Here is a 15763-nt window from a genome sequence, read left to right as displayed (position 1 = left end):
GGCTCGGATCCGACGGCTTCGTCGTGTCGTCGCCGGGGTTCGGACTAGGGGCGCAGCCCACGGCCAATAGGCTGTCGGCATGGAATGGCAGCAGGTGGCCTCGATGGCCGGTACGGCATGGTTCTCGATCGCCTTGCTCGGCGGTGGACTGGCGGGGCTTCAAGGTCGTGGCAAGTTCTGGTGGTTCCTGATGACGCTGATATTCGGCCCGCTGGCGCTGTTCTTCCTGGTGATCTGGACCGAGCCGCTGAAGCAGCAGCGACACTGAGTCGCGTCGTCAGAACAGCATCTCGGCCGGTGCGGCGGCAGCTGGCGCGGTGACTGGGCGCGGCGCCATCCGTCGCGCGGGCCGGGCGTTCGCCGAATCGCGCGCCTCCAGGCCGTGCATTCGGATCATCGGCCGCATCCGCTTCGCCAGCCACTGCCCGTACGCCTTCGGGGCTTCGGCTGAGATGCCCGGATACAGTCCCCGATACGACGACAGCAGCTCCGGATGCTCTCGCTGCAGCCACTGGAAGAACCAGGGCTTGACCCCGGGGCGCAGATGAAGAGAGCCGTAGATGACGTGGTCGGCGCCGGTCGCCTTGATCCGCTTCAGCGCCTCGTCGATCGCGGCGACCGAGTCGGTGAGGTGCGGCAGCACCGGCATGAGGAAGACGCCGACGCGGAACCCGGCATCCGACAGCGCACTCACGGTGTCGAGCCGTGCCTGCGTCGAGGGCGTGCCCGGCTCGATCGAGTGCTGCAGGTCGTCGTCGTACATCGCGATCGACATCTGCACGTCGATCGGCACCTGTCTCGCCGCCTCGACGAGCAGCGGGATGTCGCGCCGCACCAGCGTGCCCTTGGTGAGGATCGAGAACGGCGTGCCGGAGTCGGCCAGTGCGCGGATGATCCCCGGCATGAGCTTGTAGCGCCCCTCCGCCCGCTGGTACGGGTCGGTGTTGGTGCCCAGCGCGACCGTCTCGTGCTGCCACGACCCTCGACGCAGCTCACGCCCCAGCACCTCGACGATGTTGGTCTTCACGACGATCTGCGAGTCGAAGTCTGCGCCGCCGTCGAGATCCAGATACTCGTGGGTTCCGCGGGCGAAGCAGTTGTGGCTGATCACGCCATTGGCGATGAAGTCGCCGGTTCCCGTGGTGATGTCGATGAGCTCGCGTTCACCCACGAGCGGTTCGATCGATTCGACGCGCAGGTCGGATGCCGTCTTCACGGCCGTACCTTCGAGATCGAGCTTGCGGGTGATCGCGGGAGCTGCGGCAGTGAAAAACTTCTGGCGCATGGCCAGCCCCCCACGCACCCGCACGTCTGACACGCCGTTTTGACGCGGACCTTCCAGAACATACGAAATTTCGAGAACGTCGCAGCTTGAGCAGATCAGGTCAAGGATCTCTGGGTCCTTGTTGCTGATCCTGAGGATGCCGCGCGAGCAGCTTCCCTCGGCGTCGAAGATTCCACCGAGGAATCCCCTCCGCCAATCTCGGGAAGGCTGTTCCGGCGTGAGTGTCAGTGCCTCAATGTGCGCGACATTCATTGCAGACGCGGTGTGGATCGCGTCCATCGCGCTGCGAGTAGCTGTCTGCTGCGCGAAGGGGCGAGTGTGCGTCGTGATCCCTTCCTCTGCAAGGTAAGCCCGTGTGCGGTCGAGTGCTTCTTCATCGATGAGTGCCAGACGAAATGAATTGATTCGCCTCGTCAGGTTCCTGACTCGGTGATCGCCGTGAAACGATGCCTCGTCTCCTCGGATCATGCCGGCGAGGTATCCGCGGCGATAGTCGATGTCGCGTTCGGAGGCCCCAAGGGTCGACCCGCCGATGCCGAATCCCATCAACCGGTTGTTGGTGGTCAGGTGGGGACGCTGGCCGCCCTCGACATCTTGCACGTACTTCCAGCCGCGGTCCGTCAGGAAGCGATGGTCTCCACTCGCGATGAGTGAGGTGCCATCTGCGAGCATCACCCGGTAGGCGGGCTTGGACGTATGCCACTTCGCTTCGACGCGTGTCCTGACGTAGCGGCGGTACGCTCCCTGCTTCTTCGTGCCGATGATCTCGTCACCGATGTCGAGGTCACGCAGAGATCGCTGCCTCCCGTCGGCGCACAAGATCAGCGTGCTTGGGTCCAGGCAGTAAACGCACGCATGACTGCATCCACGGTACGGATTGATGGTCCAGCTGAACGGCATCTTCGACGGGCCGGGTACCGAGTTCAGCGCCGACTTCGCCAGGATCTCGTGGAAGGTCATCCCGGCGAACTCCGGCGTGGTCACCGACCGCACGATGCCGGTGCGATTCTCTAGACCGGGCAGCGCGTCAGCATCCACATCTTCGAGAGTCTGTCCCTGCCACCGCATCCCATCATTCGAACAAATGAGCGACGCAATGTCAAGTGGTGTGCGAACGGAGTTTCGAGGTCAGTCCAGGTGCCAGATCTCTTCGAGCATCTCCCAATTGGGAGCCGTCGATTCCTCGTGGAAAGGCAGCTGGCACGGCCCCGTCCGTGCCCACCACAGCTGCGTGGCCTCATCTGCGGCCATGATCGCCTGATCGGCCGCGTAATCCGAGCCGACGTACTCGAAGTATCCGACGATCACGTCGCCGGTGAGGAAGATCGAGAAGTTGCGGATGCCCGTCGCGGTGATCGTCGCCTCGACCTGCGGCCAGGCGGCCGCATGCAGGTCGATGTACTCCTGACGCTTCTCCGGTCGGAGGCGCGCGATCATCCCGAATCGGCGGCTCATGTCGTCAGCCCTTCGTCGCGCCGGCGGTGACGCCGGAGGTGATCTGCCGCTGGAAGACGAGGTACACGATGATCAGCGGCACCACCGTCAGCAGCACACCGGCGACGTACGTGGGCACGTTGTCCGGGTACTGGCCGCGAAGACCGCTCACGCCAACCATCACCGTGCGATTCTGCGGTGACTGCATGATCATCAGGGCGATGAGGATGTCATTCCACACGAACAGCGCGTTGAGGATGCCCATGGACACCAGTGCCGGCTTGCCGATCGGCACCATGATGCGCCACCACGCCCCGAACAGCCCGTTGCCGTCCACCCGGGCGGCCTCGGTGAGCTCCTTCGGGATCCCGGAGTAGTACGCGGTCATGAAGTAGACCGTGAACGGCAGGAACTGTGCGACGTACACCAGGATGAGGCCCGGGAAGGTGTTGACCAGTCCCATGTCGCTGAGCATCTTGATCGTCGGGACCATGATCACCTGGAACGGGATCATCATCATCGCGAGGATCACCAGGAAGGCGACGCGGCTGCCGCGGAAGGTCAGATGGCTGAGCGCGTACCCGCACATCGAGGCGAGCACCAGCAGGAGTGTGACCGAGCACACAGTGACGATGATCGTGTTCAGGAAGTATCGCCCCATGTCGGCCTGGGTCCAGGCGTCGATGAAGTTCTGAATATGGAACGTCTGGGTCAGTCCGAGGCGATCAAGCACGTAGTCCTTGCGCGTCTTCAGAGCGATGTTCAGCGAGAAGAGCATCGGGTAGATCGTCGCGATGGCCAGCAGCATCATCGGGATGGCGATGATCCATTTCACTGTGCGTTCTCTGCGCATCATGACTCCTTGGTCGCGCGGCGGAGCACGCGGATCTGGATCAGGCCGATCACGAGAACGATCAGCAGCAGGAAGACAGAAGCGGCGGATGCCAGGGCGGGGCGCGCTTCGCCGGTGAGCTTCCAGATGAGGAACTCGGGCAGGTAGCTCGCGGCTCCGGGGCCGCCCGCCGTCATCGTGTACAGCAGGCCGAACAGGCCGGTCAGCATGCCGATCGTGGTCGTGACGAAGACGAACTGGATGGTCTGGCTGAGGCTGGGGATGATCACGTGCACGACCTGCTGGCGCATGTTGGCGCCGTCGATCTTCGCGGCGTCGAGCAGCTCAGCATCCAAGGTGGCGAAGCCGGCGAGGAAGATCGTGAACGCCATGCCGAAGGTGGCCCAGATGTGCACCACGAGAACCGTGGGCAGAGCCGTCGCGCGCAGGCCGAGCCAGTCGACGCCAGGCAGGTTGATGACGCCGAGCGCGGCGTTGAGCGGTCCGTTCGCGGCGAGGATGATGTTGAAGATCGCGCCGATGATGATCGGGGAGAGCACCACGGGCAGGAAGTAGACGCTGCGGAAGAAGCTGTGGCCAGGCACCTTGAGGAACACGAAGGTGGCCAGGATGCCCGCGACGAACACCTGGAGCGGCACGAACAGCAGCACGACGAGCACGTTGACCGCCGAGGCGCGGAACCGCGCATCGCCGAGGAGCGTGACGTAGTTGTCGAGTCCGACGAACTGACCGTTGAGCTCCTTGTCGCCCGTGAAGGAGAAGTTCACGCCGAGGATCAGCGGGTACAGCCGGAAGATGACGAGGATGAGGATGACCGGCAGCACCATCAGATAGGGCGCGAGGCGATCCAGGGTCCAGGGCCTGCGACGGCGCGGGGCGTCGGGGAGACTGCGGCGTGGGCCCGGAGCCCTGCCCTCCTTGAGGACAAGACTCCGGGTCGAGGTGGTGTCGATCGACAACGCGATCAGCCCTCCGACGCTGCCAGCTGCTCGGCGGCCTCGTCGACCGTGACCTCGCCGCCGATCAGCTGCTGGCCGAGGCGGTGCAGCAGGTCGAGCGTCTCGGCGTCGAGTGCCGTGTGCAGCAGCGGCTTGCTGCCACCGAGTTCAGCGACGATGTCATTGGCGGCAGCGATGTCGGTGTCGAGCTCGACCGTGGTGTCCGAAGCGATCTGGCCACCGGCGAGGGAGTAGTTCGAGAGCGCATCCTTGTCGACTGTCGCCTTGATCCAGTCGACTGCCAGATCCTTCTTCTTCTCGTTGAGCACGCCGTAGCCGATGCCGCCTTCGGCGGGGAGTGCCACGGTCGCGCCGTCGTTCACGGCAACGGGCATCATGAACCCGAGGTCCGCCCCGAGGAACTCGTCGAACTGCTTCCAGTGCGCGGTGTCGCTCATCAGGCCGATGACCATGGCGGCCTTGCCGGCCGAGAAGAGGTCGAATGAATCGTTGAACATGGCCGTGGAGTTCGCGCCGTCGTTGTACCAGCCGTCGGCAGCGGAATCCGCCCAGAGCTGCAGCACCTGCTTGGCGTGCGCACTGGTCCAGTCGTGCTTCCCGTCGATCCAGGCGTCGTACTCGTCAGGGGTGAAGATGCCCGAGCCGAAGCCCGAGAGGAAGAACTCGATGCCGAGGCCCTCCTTGTTGCCCAGTGCGAAGCACGAGGCGTCGGTCTTGTCCAGCACAGCGCTGCACGCCGCTGTCAGCTCGTCCCAGCTGGCGGGCGGGGTGTCAGCATCGAGTCCGGCGGAGTCGAACAGGGCCTTGTTGTAGTAGATCGGGAAGCCCTGCAGGAACATCGGGGCGGAGTAGGTCTCGCCGTCTGCCTGGAAGGCCGGCCAGCCGGCCAGGGTGTCCTCGAGGTCGGCCATCTCGCTCGTGATGGGCACCAGCATGTCGGTGCGGCTCTTCAGCTGCGTGCCGCCGTTGAACAGCGCGACATCGGGGCCGGTGCCGGCCTCCACTGCGCTGCCGAGCAGGGTGTAGTACTGGTCGAACGGCTGGTGCACGATCTCGACTTCGACATCCGGCCGCACCTTCTTGAATGCGGCGGTGATGTCGTCGTAGTAGGCCGTTGCGGCAGCATCCGCCTCGCCCCAGTTCCACACGACGAGCTTGTCGCTCTTCGTATCGCCGCCGGAGGTGCCGGCGGGTGCGGCTCCGCCGCAGGCGGTCAAGGTCAGTGCGACGGTGCCGACGATGGCGACGGCAGCGATCTTTCGCTTCATTGCGATCCCTCTCAGAGATATTCGGGTCCCGGGTGCAGGGCAATGCTTGAAATGTACTACGTCTGACAACCTACGTCAACAAACATCACATGACCGATGTTCCGAACGCGTGAAACGGCCGGCGCACAACAGAAGAGGGACCCGATCGCTCGGGTCCCTCTCTGCGTTCAGCTCTACTTGCGCCGCTCGGATGGCAGGCGCCTGCGCTCCCACGAGCCGAGGATGTGCGCGCTCATCGCCGATCGAGCGGCCTCCACATCGCCGGTCTCGATCGCCTCGATGATCCGCTCGTGCTCGCCGAGGGTGATCTCGAATGCGTGCTCCGGGTCGACGCCGGTGTACCGGTTGCTCCCCACAGCGTGCGCGATCAGCACGCGCGCGATGTTCTCGGCGAGGGTGTTGTCCGACAGCTCCATCACGGCGATGTGGAACCGGACGTCGGCCTCACGGAATCCCGCGGAGTCGTCGATCCGCTCCGACATCGCCGCGAGCGAATCGCGCAGGCGCGCGTGATCGTCGGGACCTGCGGCGGATGCTGCTGATGCGGCCATCTCGGCCTCGAGCGCTCCACGGACGATGCTGAGGTCATCCAGCACCCCGAGGGTGGAGTCGTTGCCGATCATCGTCGAGAGCACCAGCGGGTCGAGCACGTTCCAGCTCGTCGAAGGGTTCACGTGCGTGCCGCGTCCCTGCGCGACGGTGACCATGCCCTTCTCCTGGAGCCGCTTCATCGATTCACGGATGACCGTCCGGCTCACGCCGAACTGCGTGCTGAGCACGCTCTCCGGCGGCATCACGTCGCCCGAGGACAGCTCGCCGGCGACGATCGACTGCACGAGGTCGTTCAGGACCGTCGCGCCGATGCGCTCGATCGGCGCACGGGTGCGTCCCTCAGTGGTCTGGAATGGGGCACTCATGATTCACACTCTATTGTTCGGGTCCGGTTGTGGACGGTGACGCGGCGCCTAGCCCTTGACGGCGCCACTGGCGAGTCCGCCCATGATGAAGCGCTGCATCGCGATGAAGATCACCAGGATCGGCGCCACGGCGAGCAGCAGCGTGGGGAAGACGATCTCGTAGTTCGTGCTGTACGACGAGACCGCGGCGTACACGCCGGTGGTGATCGTCTTCGCGGTGGACCCTGGCCCGAGGATGAGCTGCGGACTGACGAAGTCGTTCCAGGCGCTCAGGGCGTTGAGGATGAACGCGGTGGCGACGATCGGCTTCATCAGCGGGAACACGATGGTCCAGATGATGCGAAGCCTGCCTGCCCCGTCGATCGCCGCTGCCTCATCGAGCGACCGAGGCAGCATGCGGATGTATCCGCTGAAGATGAACAGCGTGAACGGGATCATCGTGGCCGACATGAACAGCACCAGGCCTGGCACCGTGCCCATCAGGCCCAGGGCCTTGAGCACGAAGATGGTCGGCACGAGGATGATCTGCGAGGGGATGAACATTCCGGCGACGAAGAACATCAGCATGGCTGCGAACACGAAGCCCGGAGTGCGCGCGATCACGTAGGCGGCGGGGATGGACACGCCGATCGAGACGAGGTTGCACGCGATCACGAGGAAGATCGTGAAGATGTAACCCTCCACGACCGGGAACTGCGTGCTGTTCCACGCCGCGGCGAGAAACTCGGTCGTGGCGGTCTCGGGGTTGATCGTCAGGGGCGACAGCAGGATGTCCTGCTGCGGCTTGAAGGCGTTGATGACGAGGATGTACATCGGCACGAGCATCGCGGCGGACAGCAGCCCGAGGAACGTGATGCGCAGGGCGGTGGACATGCGGCGCGAGCGCTTCATCCGACGGCCTCCGATCCGGATTCGGCCTTGCGACGCATGGCGATGATGGAGAAGGAGAGGATGCCGGCCGCGATGATCAGCAGCACTGCCTGTGCAGACGCGAGGCCGACCTTGTTGTTCGGGAAGGACACGGCGAGGATCTCGTACGCCCAGGTCTGCGTGGCGCCGCCAGGGCCACCGTTGGTCAGGCCGAGCACGACGTCATACGCCTTGAGCAGCGAGAGCACCGAGGTGATGATCGTCACGGTCACCGTCGACGCGAGGGCCGGCCACGTCACGTGCCGGAACACCTGGAATCGGCTGGCGCCGTCGATCCGGGCGGCCTCCAGCAGGTCGACCGAGACCGCCTGCAGGCCGGCGATGTACAACACCAGCTGGACGCCGAACTGCGCCCACACGATCACGCCGATGAGCGTCCACAGCGCCCACGTCGGATCGGAGAGGAACGGCAGGCGCGAGCCCATCATCGTCTCCATGAGCGCATTGATAGCACCCTGCGGGCCGAGCAGCGCCTGCCAGAGGAAGCCCACGATGAGCGCCGAGAGCACGTGCGGGTAGAACATCACCGCGCGGCCGAAGCTGTTGAAGCGGCTCTTGCGCTGCAGCAGAAGTGCGAGGCCGAGTGCGATCGCGTTCACCAGGAGCGAGCCGACGATGGCGATCGTCGCGGTGACCATGACCGAGGAGTGCATCTCGTTGGCAGGGTCCTCGAAGATCCTGCGGTAGTTGTCCAGGCCGACCCACGTCGGGCTCTGGGAGGGGATGCCGTTATACGTGGTGAACGAGTAGTAGACCGCGTATCCGACCGGCACGACCATCAGCACGATGTAGATCGCCAGTGCGGGCAGCGTCAGCGCGCCGTCGAGCAGGCGCGCCGAGATGGGGCGTCTGCGGGCGGGCACCCGACCGCGGGCCGGCGAGAATCCTCGCCGACCCGCGGTGCGGGCGATGCCGGTGACCGTGTCGTTGGTCACGCTCACTCAGTCCTCTCGGCCTCGAACCATGCGTCGAGGTTCGCTGCGACGTCTGCAGCCGACGTGCCCTGCCAGAGGGTCTGCGCCAGCTCGGTGAACTTCGGGTTGAAGCCCGCCACGGGCAGCGCGTCGTCGCCGACGGTCTGGTTGCCGGGGACGGCGAGCGACGGCGCGTCGTCGATCAGCTGCTGCACGAGACCGGCGTACTCGTTGGTCGAGACGTCGAGGCCGGGACGGCTGAAGTCATCCATGGTCGCGGCGGTGGCGATGGCATCCTCGTCCGTGACCAGGTACTCGACCAGCGCGGCAGCCGAGGAGAGGTTCTTCGAACCCTTCCAGATCATGTACGGAGAGGCCATCGTGGCGCCCATCGGCCCGGGGTAGGCAGTGGCGTCGTCGACAGGCGGCGAGAACACGCCCACCTCGAACTCCGGCGGAGTGCCGGCCAGCGTGGTGCTGAACCACGAGCCCATCGGGTAGATGCCCACGTTGCCGGCGATGAAGTTCGCCTCGTGCGTTCCTGAGTCGGTGGCGACGTCGTCTGCCGTGGTGTAGCCGGCATCGATCCAATCGGAAAGGTGCTCGAACAGCGGCTCGAACTGCTCGGAGAGGCTGCTGTCACCGTCGGCGACGGCACTCTGCCAGTGCGGAGTGGTGACATTCTGCTGCGGGTGCCAGATCTGCTGCGTCTGCACGCCGGTGGCCCAGTCGCCCGCGAAGGCGATGGGCGTCTTGACACCTGAGGCGGCCAGTGCCTCGAGCGCCGCGTCGAACTCATCCCAGGTCTTCGGCGTCTCAGTGATGCCCGCTGCGGCGAAGAGGTCCTTGTTGTAGTAGAGCACCGACTGCGCCTGCATGCCGACGCCGACGACGTTGATCTTGCCGTCCGTGGCGTACGTGTCGGCCATCGGCGTCTCGGCCGCCCAGTCGAAGTCGGTCAGGTCGAGGATCTCGGGAGCGGTGTCCGTCGTCGGGAAGACCGACTGGATCACGTCGGGGGCGGTGCCCGCCGCCAGCAGGGTGGGGAACGACTCGGCGACCGACTGGCCGGTGGGGCCCTCGATCTTGACCTTCACGCCGGTCTCCTCCTCGAACGGGGCGACCAGGGCCTCCCACTTGTCCTGGGTGAGGTTGTCGGTGATGTTGACGAGCATGCGAATCTCGCCGCCCACCTCGCCGTCAGTGCTCGGCTGCTCGTCGCTTGCGGTGGGTGCGCAGGCGGTGAGCGCCAGGGCGGACGCAGTCGCGATCGTGATCCATCCAATGCGACGTCGCATGTTTGCGGACATCTTCGTCTCCTTGAGTGCAGGTGGCACCCCGCGGGTAAATCGGGATACCTTGATTGGTAACTCATCATACATATGATCGCTTAGGATGGAAAGCGCTATCCCGTCGCTTCGACCGAGGGTCCCGCCACGTTCAGCGCCGAGCAGAAGGAGAACATGATGATCAAGGCCGTGTTCGCCATGAACCCGGTGAGCTTGCCCCGGCAGATCTTCACCGCCGACATGCTCGCCGAGCTCGATGATCTCGTGCGCCTTGACGTTGCGACGGTCATCACCGAGCTCGACGATCGCAGCCGTGTCGCACTCGCCGATGCCGAACTGCTGATCGCAGGATGGGGTGCGCCGCTCGTCGCTCCAGATGACGCTCCGAGGCTGCGCGGGATCGTCTACGCCGGTGGCGTCGCCGCGACCTGTCTGCGCGACGTCGATGGCTGGGTCGCACGCGACCTCGCCGCCGCCAACGCGAGGGCCGCCAATGCTGTGCCGGTCGCGGAGTACGCGCTGGCGATGATCCTGCTCTCCGGCAAGGACACATTCGGCGCTGCGCGTCGCTTCGCCGCCGCGAAGTCCGTGCCGGAGCGCTCTCAGGACGACCCCTCGCTCGGCAACGTCGGACGCACCGTCGGCCTCGTCGGGTTCTCGCAGGTCGCGCGTGCCCTGATCGATCTGCTGAAGCCGTTCGCATTCGACGTCGTGATCCACAGTCCCGAGATGACCGATGAACTGGCCGCCGCCCACGGCATCCGGCAGGGCACTCTGAACGAGGTGTTCGCGCAGAGCGACGTCGTCTCGCTGCACCAGCCGCTGCTCCCGCAGACACGAGGGCAGATCGATGCGGCGCTGCTGGCCATGCTGCGAGACGGAGCCACTCTGATCAACACCGCGCGCGGCGGCGTGGTCGACCCAGCGGCGCTCTCGCGAGAGCTGCGCTCGGGTCGCATCCGCGCTGTGCTCGACGTGACCGATCCAGAGCCCCTCCCGGCCGACGACCCGCTGTGGGACCTCCCCAACGTGGTGCTCACGCCGCACGTGGCCGGGTCCATAGGCACCGAAATGCACCGGATCGGTGCCGCCTGCCTGGCTGAGGTGCGACGATTCGTCGCAGGTGAGCCGTTCGCACATGCCGAGAGCCTGCGATGACTTCTGACAGAACGATCCGTGCCGCCCCGATGAAAGGTGCTGAAGTGAGAGAACAAGACGTGCTGAAGGATGCACCAGACGTGGCATCGCTCGCGCGCTGGATGCGCAGCTGGGTCGGCGATCGCGGGCAGATCCGCGGTTTCCACAACCACAGCGTCTGGGGCACCAACCCCTTCACGTTCCTCGACTTCACCAGCGGTCACCAGGCGTTCTCGGCGCCTGCTACCGCCGCCTTCGGCGAGGCGCTCGGCCGCCGGTTCGACGAGCGGGGTCTCGAGCTGTGGCGTCGCATGATGCTCTTCCAGGCGCTCACCGTGCAGGACGACGGGCAGTATGCGCACATCGGATTCCAGGTGGGGGAGTCGGCGACGTCGGGGCTGATCCACAACATGGCCGGGAGCATCGGCTTGCTCGAGGGGCTCGCCGCCGCCGGCGGTCACCTCGCCGAGGCGGAGCGCGCGCAGATCCTGGATGCTGTCCGCGCGAACCTCGACGCCTGCACCGTCTACGGCGGCGGCCGCCCCACGGCGGAGGGCACGTGCAACCAGGAGTACGCGCGCGTCTGGGTGAAGCTGCGTTACACCGAGCTCTCCGGCGACGATCGCTATGACTCGGAGATCGCCGACGACCTGGATGATCTCATCCGGCTGTGCTCGGTGCGGGGCATTCCCGACGCCGACAGCGCTGGAACCTTCCGCGTCGGTGCGGATCGCGAGACCGGCGGCATCCTCGAGCCGGCCGAGTACTACGGTCTGATGGTCGTGCCGCTGATGCTCGCATCGCGCAGATACGATCGCCCCGACTTCGCCGAGGAGGCACGCGCGATCTGCCGCCACGTCGCTCGCTCGGCGTGGACCGACGAACGCGGGCTGACCCGCTACCACCGCTACTGGTACGTCGACGGCGACACGCAGCGCATCTCGACGACGCCGATGCTCATCGCCGGGATGGGCCTGACCCTGCGCGGGATCGATGAGGTGCTCGCTGACGGGCCGGACGACGAGCTGGCGGACTTCCGGGCGCGGTGCCTGCGCACCTACGCCGAATACCAGACGCCGGCCGGCTACTTCGCCTCGGCCACCGGCTGGCACAACGAAGCCGACGTCGCCCCCAGCACCGCGTGGCACGCGCACGACCTGATGGCGCTCGTGCACGGCACCGAGCTGCCAGATGACTTCTGGGATCGCGTCTTCGGCGCACACGACCGCCGCTCCGTGCTGCTGTCGGATCGTGCCTACTGGATCGAAGATGATGTGCACTGGGCGATCATGAGTCCGTGGACAGCCGGTGATCTCAGCATCCGCGGTCGCAAGGATCGCGACACCTTCACTCGCGAGTTCTTCGCATGGACCGACAAGCCGGCGCTGCCGGAGGAGTTCGCCATGCCGGACGTCCCGATCTTCTTCGCGGCCGACGACGGTCTGTACCTGATCGGCGATGAGCAGCAGATGGACGTCACCACGATCGGTCCGCTGTCGTACCGCGGCCCCGTCGGCGCGGCCTGACCACCAAGGAGCAAAGCGCATACATGTGATGTATGCTGTTTCCAGATTCTCCGATCTCACACACTCAAGGGCGACATGAAGATCACCGGGTACCGCACCCTGCACACCGTGCACGACTGGCGTCGGCCGGTCGGCGATGTCAACGGCTACATCGCCTCGGGCGTCACGAACGTCCCCCTGGTCATCCTCGAGACCGATGAGGGCGTCGAAGGCGTCGGCATGGGTTCGCATGCGGACCTCGACCGACTCTTCCCTGCGCTCGAGGGCCAGGACCCGCGGGCCGTATCCACGCTGTACGACGCCATGATCGCTCGCGTGTTCAAGTCGTCGCACGGCGGCGCGACCTTCGGCGGCGTTGGGGCATTCGACACCGCGCTCTGGGATCTCAAGGCCAAGATCGCAGGAGAGCCGCTCTGGCGTCTTCTCGGGGCAGGGGACCGCTTCGTCCCCGGCTACGCCTCGGGGCTGGATGCCGCGCTGACTGATGATCAGCTCGCCGAGCTCTACGCCGCCTACGCCGATCGCGGCTTCACCTCGGCCAAGCTCAAGGGCGGCCGGAACCTCGATGCCGACCTGCGCCGCTTCGGCATCGTCGGCGACCTGCTCTCGGCCAACACGGCGGCGCCCGCGCTCATGCTCGATGTCAACGAGTCGTGGAACCTCAAGCAGGCGGTGCGTTACATCTCGGCGCTCGAGCAGCACATCGACCTCACCTGGATCGAAGAGCCGCTGCGCCGATGGGATGCCGTCGGGCATGCACGACTGAGCGCGGCGATCCGGGCATCCGTCGCCACCGGCGAGAACCTGACGGGCCTCGAGCAGTTCCGCCCTCTGCTCGACGCCGGCGGTGCCGACATCGTGCAGGCCGGAGCGGTCTGGGGCATCACGCACTTCCTGCGCGTGGCGGTCACCGCACACGGCCGCGACCTGCCCGTCAGCCCCGTCGGACTCACGGCCAATCACACCGTGACAGCGGCGGCCGCGGCCGTGCCCAACCACCTCTCGGCGGAGGTGCAGGACTTCGGGGCGCCCTTCGGCCTCTCGCTCGACCAGGAGTTCGCCGACGGCGGCATCGTGCTCGGCGACCGACCGGGCGCGGGCATCGAGGTCGACGAGGCAGCCATCAGGACGGCCTGCGAGGCAGATGACTGGCAGCAGCCCGCAGGGCCGCACGTGCGCTCGCCGCGCGCCGGTCTTCGGCTCGTCGACAACGGCACGTGGGCGGAATGATGACCGAGATCCGACGCGGCATCCACCGCATCCAGGCCCCGCTGGGCGAGCGCTTCATCGCCATGTACCTGCTCACAGGTCCTGAGGGCGCGCTGCTGTTCGACACCGGCGTCACCGACTCGGTCACCGGCACGCTGCTGCCCTACCTCGACGAGATCGGGTTCGATCCGGCACGGCTGCGGTGGGTCATCAGCTCGCACTGCGACTTCGACCACACCGGCGGCAACGCGGCGCTCAAATCCGTGGCGCCGCAGGCGGAGTTCCTCGCCGGGCGTGCCGATGTGCCGATGACCGAGGACGTCGAGCTGCTGATCTCGGGTCGCTACGGCGAATTCGCCGCCCGCGATCACTTCGATGATCCTGCCGAGACCACCGCCGAGGTGCGGGCGTCGACCGGGCTCGTCGGCGTCGACAGGGCCCTCGACGGGGGTGAGATCTTCGATCTCGGAGACCGCACCATCGAAGTGCTGTCGGTGCCAGGCCATTCCCCCGGGCATCTCGCGCTGTGGGACTCCGGCAATCGCACTCTGCTCATCTCTGATGCCGTTCTCGGGGAGACCGTTCCGACGGCCGACGGCCGAGCGGCCTTCCCGCCGACCTACCGCGACACCGCGGCCTATGTGGACAGCATCCGACGTCTGCGCGCGCATGACGCCGACCTGCTGCTCACGGCTCACTACCCCGTTTACGAGCGCGACGGCGTGAACGACTTCCTCGATGTCTCACTCGCCTACACAGAGCGCATCGACCAGGTCATCGCCGCGGTGCTCACCGCCGACGGGGAAGAGCTCACCTCGCTGGAGCTCATCCACCGTGCCGCGAAGGATCTCGGGCCATGGCCGGAGGCCGCCGCCGAGTACCTCATCTTCCCGATGACCGGCAACCTCGAGCGACTTGCCGCGCAGGGGCGCGTGGCCGAGGGCGATCGCGACGGAATCCGCACCTGGAGATGGACCGCATGAGCACGATCACCGACCGTCCCGTCCGGCTCGGCGCCATCGGCGCGGGCTGGTGGGCCACCAGTAACCACTTCCCGCTGTTCGCCGCGCGCGACGACGTCGAACTCGTCGGCGTCTGCGGCAAGGGGCCTGGGCTCGAAGCGGTGCGCGAGAAGTTCGGCTTCGGATTCGCGACAGAGGACGCCACCGAGCTGCTGGATGCCGACATCGACGCCGTCGTGATCTCCACGCCGCACGACCTGCACCACCCGCTGGCAGCTCAGGCGCTCGAGCGCGGGCTGCACGTGCTGTGCGAGAAGCCCATGACGCTGCATGCCGACGAGGCGTGGGACCTCGCTGCGAGGGCGGAGCAGGCCGGAACCGTGTTCCTCGTGCCGTACGGCTGGAACTACAAGCCGTTCACCGTCACTGCGAAGCGGATGCTGGAAGCCGGCGACATCGGCGACATCCAGTACGCCCTGTGCCACATGGCCTCTCCCACGCGCGGCCTCTTCGGCACCGACCCGACGCACATGCTCGAGCGGTGGAACTCCGACACGGCCCCCGATCCCACGACGTGGTCGAGCCCCGAGCACGGCGGCGGCTATGCGCACGGGCAGATCACCCATTCCTCGGCCCTGCTGTTCTGGCTGACCGGACTGCGCGCCACCTCGGTGGCCGGCCGCGTCATCACCGCCGGAGCGCCCGTCGACCTCTTCGACGCAGGTGTCATCCGCTTCGAGAACGGGGCGCTCGGAGCACTGTCGGGCGCAGCGACCCTCGCAGACGGCGACAAGTATCAGGTGGATATCCGCCTGTTCGGCACCGAGGGCGTGCTGATGATCGACGTCGAGCGGGAGCGCGTGTCGCTGAGCCGCTACGACGGTCGACGCGAAGAAGTGCGCATCGCCGCCGATGAGGGCGACTACGAGTGCCTGGTGCCTCCGGCTCGCTTCATCGACCTCATCACCGGCGCGAGCGTTGAGAACAACTCCGATGTGACGGTCGCCGCGCGCTCCGTCGAACTCATCGATGCGCTGCTGCGCTCATCCGCAGCGGGCGGCGCCGACACCTCCGTCTGAA

Annotated in this window: 15 protein-coding genes; 6 read left to right on the top strand and 9 right to left on the bottom strand. The window is 66.2% G+C overall.

The window, feature by feature from the left end; genetic code table 11:
• Nucleotides 1–79: 79 nt before the first annotated feature.
• Complete coding sequence (locus MNR00_RS15425; protein WP_241926792.1) at nt 80–268, top strand: hypothetical protein; 189 nt, start codon at nt 80–82, stop codon at nt 266–268.
• Nucleotides 269–277: 9 nt separating this feature from the next.
• On the opposite strand, the gene MNR00_RS15420 is transcribed toward MNR00_RS15425, so the two are convergent.
• The 9 genes from MNR00_RS15420 to MNR00_RS15380 all read right to left on the bottom strand — a co-directional run bounded on the left by MNR00_RS15420 (nt 278) and on the right by MNR00_RS15380 (nt 9870).
• The gene (locus tag MNR00_RS15420) at nt 278–2353 is read right to left on the bottom strand and encodes an intein-containing Rv2578c family radical SAM protein (RefSeq protein ID WP_241926791.1); all 2076 of its coding nucleotides are present in this window, start codon (nt 2351–2353) and stop codon (nt 278–280) included.
• 60 nt (nt 2354–2413) lie between these two features.
• Nucleotides 2414–2740, bottom strand: coding sequence for an L-rhamnose mutarotase (locus tag MNR00_RS15415; RefSeq protein WP_241926790.1), 327 nt, complete (start codon nt 2738–2740; stop codon nt 2414–2416).
• 4 nt (nt 2741–2744) lie between these two features.
• Nucleotides 2745–3572 carry a carbohydrate ABC transporter permease gene (locus MNR00_RS15410; RefSeq protein ID WP_241926789.1) on the bottom strand — a complete coding sequence of 276 codons (828 nt, stop codon included), beginning with the start codon at nt 3570–3572 and terminating at the stop codon, nt 2745–2747.
• Entirely contained in the window at nt 3572–4399 is an 828-nt protein-coding gene (locus tag MNR00_RS15405; RefSeq protein ID WP_241926788.1) for a sugar ABC transporter permease, read from the bottom strand. Before MNR00_RS15405 ends, MNR00_RS15410 begins: the two co-directional genes overlap by 1 nt.
• 137 nt (nt 4400–4536) lie before the next feature.
• Nucleotides 4537–5799, bottom strand: coding sequence for an extracellular solute-binding protein (locus tag MNR00_RS15400; protein ID WP_241926787.1), 1263 nt, complete (start codon nt 5797–5799; stop codon nt 4537–4539).
• A gap of 173 nt (nt 5800–5972) precedes the next feature.
• The gene (locus tag MNR00_RS15395) at nt 5973–6716 is read right to left on the bottom strand and encodes a FadR/GntR family transcriptional regulator (protein WP_241926786.1); all 744 of its coding nucleotides are present in this window, start codon (nt 6714–6716) and stop codon (nt 5973–5975) included.
• A 48-nt stretch (nt 6717–6764) separates the two neighbouring features.
• Nucleotides 6765–7607, bottom strand: coding sequence for a carbohydrate ABC transporter permease (locus MNR00_RS15390; RefSeq protein WP_241926785.1), 843 nt, complete (start codon nt 7605–7607; stop codon nt 6765–6767).
• A complete protein-coding gene (locus MNR00_RS15385) occupies nt 7604–8581 on the bottom strand; it encodes a sugar ABC transporter permease (RefSeq protein ID WP_241926784.1) in 978 nt (325 codons plus the stop codon). The genes MNR00_RS15390 and MNR00_RS15385 overlap by 4 nt, the downstream gene beginning before the upstream one ends.
• A 2-nt stretch (nt 8582–8583) precedes the next feature.
• Nucleotides 8584–9870 carry an extracellular solute-binding protein gene (locus tag MNR00_RS15380; protein WP_241926783.1) on the bottom strand — a complete coding sequence of 429 codons (1287 nt, stop codon included), beginning with the start codon at nt 9868–9870 and terminating at the stop codon, nt 8584–8586.
• A 153-nt stretch (nt 9871–10023) separates the two neighbouring features.
• Between MNR00_RS15380 and MNR00_RS15375 the strand changes: the two genes are divergently transcribed.
• The 5 genes from MNR00_RS15375 to MNR00_RS15355 all read left to right on the top strand — a co-directional run bounded on the left by MNR00_RS15375 (nt 10024) and on the right by MNR00_RS15355 (nt 15762).
• The gene (locus MNR00_RS15375) at nt 10024–11007 is read left to right on the top strand and encodes a hydroxyacid dehydrogenase (protein WP_241926782.1); all 984 of its coding nucleotides are present in this window, start codon (nt 10024–10026) and stop codon (nt 11005–11007) included.
• Between the two features lie 44 nt (nt 11008–11051).
• Complete coding sequence (locus MNR00_RS15370) at nt 11052–12512, top strand: hypothetical protein (protein WP_241926781.1); 1461 nt, start codon at nt 11052–11054, stop codon at nt 12510–12512.
• A 75-nt stretch (nt 12513–12587) separates the two neighbouring features.
• Nucleotides 12588–13742 (top strand): mandelate racemase/muconate lactonizing enzyme family protein, encoded by a 1155-nt coding sequence (locus MNR00_RS15365; protein ID WP_241926780.1) that lies wholly within the window; start codon nt 12588–12590, stop codon nt 13740–13742.
• Nucleotides 13742–14704 (top strand): MBL fold metallo-hydrolase, encoded by a 963-nt coding sequence (locus MNR00_RS15360; RefSeq protein ID WP_241926779.1) that lies wholly within the window; start codon nt 13742–13744, stop codon nt 14702–14704. Before MNR00_RS15365 ends, MNR00_RS15360 begins: the two co-directional genes overlap by 1 nt.
• Complete coding sequence (locus MNR00_RS15355) at nt 14701–15762, top strand: Gfo/Idh/MocA family oxidoreductase (protein ID WP_241926778.1); 1062 nt, start codon at nt 14701–14703, stop codon at nt 15760–15762. The genes MNR00_RS15360 and MNR00_RS15355 overlap by 4 nt, the downstream gene beginning before the upstream one ends.
• Nucleotide 15763 lies beyond the last annotated feature (1 nt).

Source organism: Microbacterium sp. H1-D42 (assembly GCF_022637555.1).
Taxonomy (GTDB): Bacteria; Actinomycetota; Actinomycetes; order Actinomycetales; family Microbacteriaceae; genus Microbacterium.
The sequence above is the reverse complement of the archived record's forward strand: the minus strand, read 5'-3'. Positions and strand labels throughout refer to the sequence as shown.

Coding starts and splice junctions, on each gene's coding strand:
- MNR00_RS15425 (WP_241926792.1), top strand. CDS start 80: ATGGAATGGCAGCAGGTGGCCTCGATGGCCGGTACGGCATGGTTCTCG.
- MNR00_RS15420 (WP_241926791.1), bottom strand. CDS start 2,353: ATGCGGTGGCAGGGACAGACTCTCGAAGATGTGGATGCTGACGCGCTG.
- MNR00_RS15415 (WP_241926790.1), bottom strand. CDS start 2,740: ATGAGCCGCCGATTCGGGATGATCGCGCGCCTCCGACCGGAGAAGCGT.
- MNR00_RS15410 (WP_241926789.1), bottom strand. CDS start 3,572: ATGCGCAGAGAACGCACAGTGAAATGGATCATCGCCATCCCGATGATG.
- MNR00_RS15405 (WP_241926788.1), bottom strand. CDS start 4,399: ATGGTGCTGCCGGTCATCCTCATCCTCGTCATCTTCCGGCTGTACCCG.
- MNR00_RS15400 (WP_241926787.1), bottom strand. CDS start 5,799: ATGAAGCGAAAGATCGCTGCCGTCGCCATCGTCGGCACCGTCGCACTG.
- MNR00_RS15395 (WP_241926786.1), bottom strand. CDS start 6,716: ATGAGTGCCCCATTCCAGACCACTGAGGGACGCACCCGTGCGCCGATC.
- MNR00_RS15390 (WP_241926785.1), bottom strand. CDS start 7,607: ATGAAGCGCTCGCGCCGCATGTCCACCGCCCTGCGCATCACGTTCCTC.
- MNR00_RS15380 (WP_241926783.1), bottom strand. CDS start 9,870: ATGTCCGCAAACATGCGACGTCGCATTGGATGGATCACGATCGCGACT.
- MNR00_RS15375 (WP_241926782.1), top strand. CDS start 10,024: ATGATGATCAAGGCCGTGTTCGCCATGAACCCGGTGAGCTTGCCCCGG.
- MNR00_RS15365 (WP_241926780.1), top strand. CDS start 12,588: ATGAAGATCACCGGGTACCGCACCCTGCACACCGTGCACGACTGGCGT.
- MNR00_RS15360 (WP_241926779.1), top strand. CDS start 13,742: ATGACCGAGATCCGACGCGGCATCCACCGCATCCAGGCCCCGCTGGGC.
- MNR00_RS15355 (WP_241926778.1), top strand. CDS start 14,701: ATGAGCACGATCACCGACCGTCCCGTCCGGCTCGGCGCCATCGGCGCG.